Origin of the sequence: Nostoc sp. T09, from assembly GCF_002154695.1 — a bacterium.
GTDB lineage: Bacteria > Cyanobacteriota > Cyanobacteriia > Cyanobacteriales > Nostocaceae > Aulosira.
The window spans coordinates 1-4,787 of the sequence record NZ_MTAV01000213.1 but is presented as its reverse complement, the minus strand read 5'-3'; the positions used below and the strand labels follow the sequence as shown (position 1 = coordinate 4,787).

Below are 4,787 nucleotides of genomic sequence, written 5' to 3'. Positions count from 1 at the left end.
ATATAGGACTCATATTTGATTTTTGAAAAAAACTCAGTACACTTTTATTCCTTCTTCCCTTTTCCCTGTTCCCTTTTCCCTGTTCCCTCCCTACGCAAATAATTTCTCCGAATCAAAACGGATTCCTATATCTGGTAATAGCAAACCTAAGATGCCTAAATCTCGATTAATAAAAACAGAACACTTCAAAGTATTATCTGCTGCACAATATGTCCTCTAGAAGTTCTGACAAAAAACCCCTTGCCGATAGCACAGCAGAGCAAACATCTACACAAAAGCAGCAGGATAATCAAAAAGAATTATTTCCTATTGTCGGGATTGGCGCATCTGCGGGGGGGTTGCAGGCATTCACACAATTGCTGAGTAATTTACCTAACGATACTGGTATGGCTTTTGTGCTGATTCAACACTTAAGCCCCGATCGCAAAAGTGCGTTGAGCGAGCTTCTTTCTAAAACAACTCAGATGCCCGTACATGAAGTACGGGATGGTATGGTCGTAGAACCGAATCAGGTCTACGTAATTCCACCCAACAAAAGCATGACAATTTCTCAAGGGGTGCTGAGACTGACGCCGCGTGTGAAGACTCGCGGCCAATATATGACAGTTGATACGTTCTTTTTTTCGCTAGCAGAGTACGGAAGTAGAGCGATCGCAGTCGTACTATCGGGGGGCGATGGAGATGGCACAAGGGGACTACAAAAAATCAAGGAGGCAGGTGGTATTACCTTTGCTCAGTGTGAGGAAACGGCACAAATCAGTTCTATGCCCAATACTGCTGCTGCTTCGGGTTATGTAGACTTCATTCTGAACCCGCAAGAGATTGCATCCCAACTAGCAAAGATCAGCCGTCATCCGTATATTAATAGCTCGTCAGTAGAATCAACGCAAAAACTGCCCGATAATAACGAAGCTCCCTCAACAATTTTTAGCCTGCTGCAAGCTATTAGTGGAGTTGACTTTAGCTACTACAAACCAACCACTCTTCAGCGGCGCATCCTGCGCCGGATGGCTTTGTACCACCTAGAAAGGCCGGAAGATTATGTGCGCTATCTTCAAGACAACCCAACGGAAGTGAGCGCACTGTATCAAGATTTACTGATTAATGTCACCAATTTTTTCCGAGATCCTGAAGCTTTTGAAGTCTTGAAGAGTAAGGTATTTCCGGCGATTGTGAATGGACGAACGCCAGATTCACCCATCCGCATTTGGGTAGCGGGATGCTCAACCGGTCAGGAAGCTTACTCAATTGCTATTTGCTTACTGGAGTTTTTGTCCAATCAGGGGATCAATCCACCTATCCAAATTTTTGCTACAGATGTTAATGACTACTTAATCGAGAAAGCCCGCATTGGCATCTACAATACAAGCCAGATAGTAGATGTCTCTCCAGCACGCCTAAAGCGCTTCTTTGTTCAGGTAGAGGACGGTTATCGCATTAGCAAGCCAGTGCGCGAGTTGTGTATCTTCGCTAAACATAATCTCATGGCCGATCCACCATTTTCTCACCTGGATCTGATTACTTGTAGAAATGTATTGATTTATCTGGGAACTACCCTGCAAAAGAAGCTCCTGCGGCTGTTTCACTACGGTCTAAAACCAACAGGCTTTCTGATGTTAGGAGCCTCAGAGGCAATAAGTGATTCTACACAGTTATTCGATGTGGTAGACAACAAGTACAAAATTTATGCCAGCAAGATAGTATCAGAGCGGCCGAGCTTCGATATGCTTGCCAACCAATATTTTACCGCCAACCTCAGCCCTCAGTCAGAAGTGAGCGAGAATACAAGTAAAGACATGGAGTTGCAAAAACAGGCTGACCAAATCGTGCTGGATCAATACGCCCCCGCGGGTGTAATTATCAACTACGATCTAGAGATTGTGCATTTTCGGGGGCTAATCAGTCCCTATCTGGAACCTTCACCAGGAAAAGCAAGCCTGAACCTGCTAAAAATCACACAAGAAGCATTGCGGCTTGAGCTACGTAACGCTATCCAACAAGCAAAAGAGCAGCTAGTAACAGTAAGAAAGAATGACTTACCACTTAGACAGTTAGATCAACTGAGGCTTGTGAGAGTTGATGTGATTCCGTTTAAACCTTTCACAGACGAAAAACACTACTTTTTAATTTTATTTGTAGACGCACCTTTTTTAGAGAATCCTGAGTCATTAGTAACTATAACTAGCGATCTCACAGACCAATCTCAGCAGCACCAACAATTGAGTCTCAAGCAAGAGAATATACTACTCAAACAGGAGCTAGCAAACACTAAAGAGTATCTTCAAGCGATTATTAAGGAACACCAAAGCACCAATCAAAACCTCAAAGCCGCCAACGAAGAAATTCTCTCGAGCAATGAAGAGTTGCAAAGTACTAATGAGGAACTGCAAACAGCCAAAGAAGAAATTCAGGCAACTAATGAAGAACTGAACACGATTAACGATGAACTGCAACGACGTAATGTCGAATCAATTCAGGCTAGCAATGATTTGCAGAATGTGCTTAGTAGTATTAACATTCCGATTCTCATTTTGGAAAGCGATCTGCGAGTCCGGCGCTTTACTCCGCTAGCAGCAAAAATTTTCAACCTGATACCAACAGATGTAGGAAGACCACTTGGTGATATCAATCACAAGTTAAATATTCCTAACTTAGAGCAAGAAATTTTAGAAGTGATTAGCACCCTCAACTTAAAATCTCAAGAAGTTCAAGACCAAGACGGTCATTGGTACGATCTGCGAATCCGACCTTATAAAACATCAGATAACAAAATTGACGGTGCGGTAGTGGTGTTAGTTGATATTGATACCATTAAAACTCGTACCTAGGCTAATAGCTGTTTGGGGTATTAATGCTTTGCAAAAAATATTAATTTAGCTAGATGAATCCAGAAGTAGTCAGATGGTACCAAATTAATAAGTCATACATGGTATTGGCATTATGCATGAAATTTCACCCGATGTTGCACAAGAGGAAGTTAAACATGCCGAAATAGCACTAAGGCATGGCAAAACCGTAGAAGAGATTGGTCATAGATTGCAAAACAGTGACCCTACCGAGCAAGAACATGGTCAACGTCTTGTAGAGCATGGAAAAAATATTCAGAAACACGCACAGGAATCTTTAGATAAAGCGCAGGAATTAGCAGAAGATGGCTCAAGAGAAACATTTACCGAAGCTATACAAGCACATATAGATGCTACTCAAAGTTATATTGAGTCCGTGACAGAATTTCAAAAGGGATTGCAGGCTCATCTAGGCCAACAGCAGAATCAGTCTCAGTAACAGATCCAGTGTTGCTGAAGAAACTATTAAAAAAACTAGCAATCTGCTGAAGTAAGAGACCATTTATAAAGTAAATATTAAGTAGTGGCGTGGCAAGGCTATGCAAGGATTTGGGAGTTTGAGAAAGTGATTATTAGCCGTAACGCACCATCTTTCTCGGTGCGTTAAGCGTTGCTATAACGCACCCTACTAGCGTGTCTAGACTAAAATAGTGCAATATAAAAGACAGAACATTGGGGTAATTGGATGGGTAAAGGTCGTAGGGATAAAGTGCTTTTAAATACAGAGCAAAGACGAAAACTAGAAGAAATAAGTCGTAATGGTTATGCAAGTGCCAAAAAAATATTGCACGCACAAGTGCTATTAATGTGTGATGAAGGTGAGGGTGCGACGAAAAAATGGACAGATGAACAAATCAGTTTAGCCCTCAACTTGCATCGCAATACAGTTGGAAGAATTAGGAAAAGATTTTTAGAGCAAGGTGAACAACCAGCCTTAAATCGTAGTCAAAGAAAAAATCCGCCAGTACCAGCAAAAATAGATGGTCATACGGAAGCGCAAATCATCGCACTGTGTTGTTCTGACCCCCCCACAGGAAGAGCGCATTGGAGTTTGAGACTATTAACTCAAGAAATTAAAAACAGAAACATCATCACAGAAATTTCTGTAGAGACAGTTAGAAGCATATTAAAAAAAACGAGCTACGTCCGTGGAAAATACAAAGGTTTTGTATTCCAGAACGGGACTTAGCACGTTTTATTTCTCAAATGGAAGTAGTGTTGGATCTTTATAGTCAACTGCATAGTGAACTCTCACCGCTCATCTGCATGGATGAAGCTTCTATCCAACTAACTGGACATGTTTTTGAGCCAATTCCTCTCGAACCTGGTCATGATGCAAAAGTTGATTACCACTACACTCGTGAAGGAGTCCAAGCTTTATTTATGTTTTTCGACCCGAATCGCGGTTGGCGAAGAGTCAGCAATCGTGACCATCGGACTCGTGTAGATTGGGCTATTGAAGTGCGTCGGTTATTAGATGAAGACTATCCTCATGCCCACAAAGTCAAATTAGTTTGTGATAACTTGAACACTCACAATATTGCCTCTTTGTATGAAGCTTTTCCGGCACCTGAAGCCCATCGTTTAGCTCGGAAACTGGAGATTTACTACACTCCTCGTAATGGCAGTTGGCTCAATGTCGCGGAGATTGAATTAAGTGTTTTAAGTCAACAATGTTTAGATAGACGTATTTCTTCAGTAGAGGAACTTTCTACTGAGTTGGCTGCTTGGCAACAAGAACGTAACTCCACCACCAGTAAGGTAATTTGGCATTTTACTACTGATGATGCTCGTGTCAAACTTAAACATCTTTATCCGATTTTTGAACCCCAAGAAACAGGTGATTCTAATGCCTCATTTTAGCTTAGACACGCCAGTAGGGTGTCTAGACTAAAATAGTGCAATATAAAAGACAGAACATTGGGGTAATTGGATGGGTAA

The 4,787-nt window shown here is 41.7% G+C and carries 3 protein-coding genes; all 3 read left to right on the top strand.

Annotated features, from left to right (window positions below):
• Positions 1–209: 209 nt before the first annotated feature.
• A complete protein-coding gene (locus BV372_RS32075) occupies positions 210–2,828 on the top strand; it encodes a chemotaxis protein CheB (protein ID WP_086691159.1) in 2,619 nt (872 codons plus the stop codon).
• A gap of 112 nt (positions 2,829–2,940) precedes the next feature.
• Positions 2,941–3,285 (top strand): hypothetical protein, encoded by a 345-nt coding sequence (locus tag BV372_RS32070; protein ID WP_086691157.1) that lies wholly within the window; start codon positions 2,941–2,943, stop codon positions 3,283–3,285.
• A 246-nt stretch (positions 3,286–3,531) separates the two neighbouring features.
• Positions 3,532–4,709 (top strand): IS630 family transposase gene (locus BV372_RS32065; RefSeq protein ID WP_143845430.1). Its coding sequence is split into 2 segments (ribosomal slippage): positions 3,532–3,964 and positions 3,964–4,709, totalling 1,179 coding nucleotides; the frame shifts between segments, so codons are not numbered across the junction.
• Positions 4,710–4,787 lie beyond the last annotated feature (78 nt).

Bases quoted from the DNA above. Each gene is read 5' to 3' on its own strand.
- BV372_RS32075 (WP_086691159.1), top strand. From the start codon at position 210: ATGTCCTCTAGAAGTTCTGACAAAAAACCCCTTGCCGATAGCACAGCA.
- BV372_RS32070 (WP_086691157.1), top strand. From the start codon at position 2,941: ATGCATGAAATTTCACCCGATGTTGCACAAGAGGAAGTTAAACATGCC.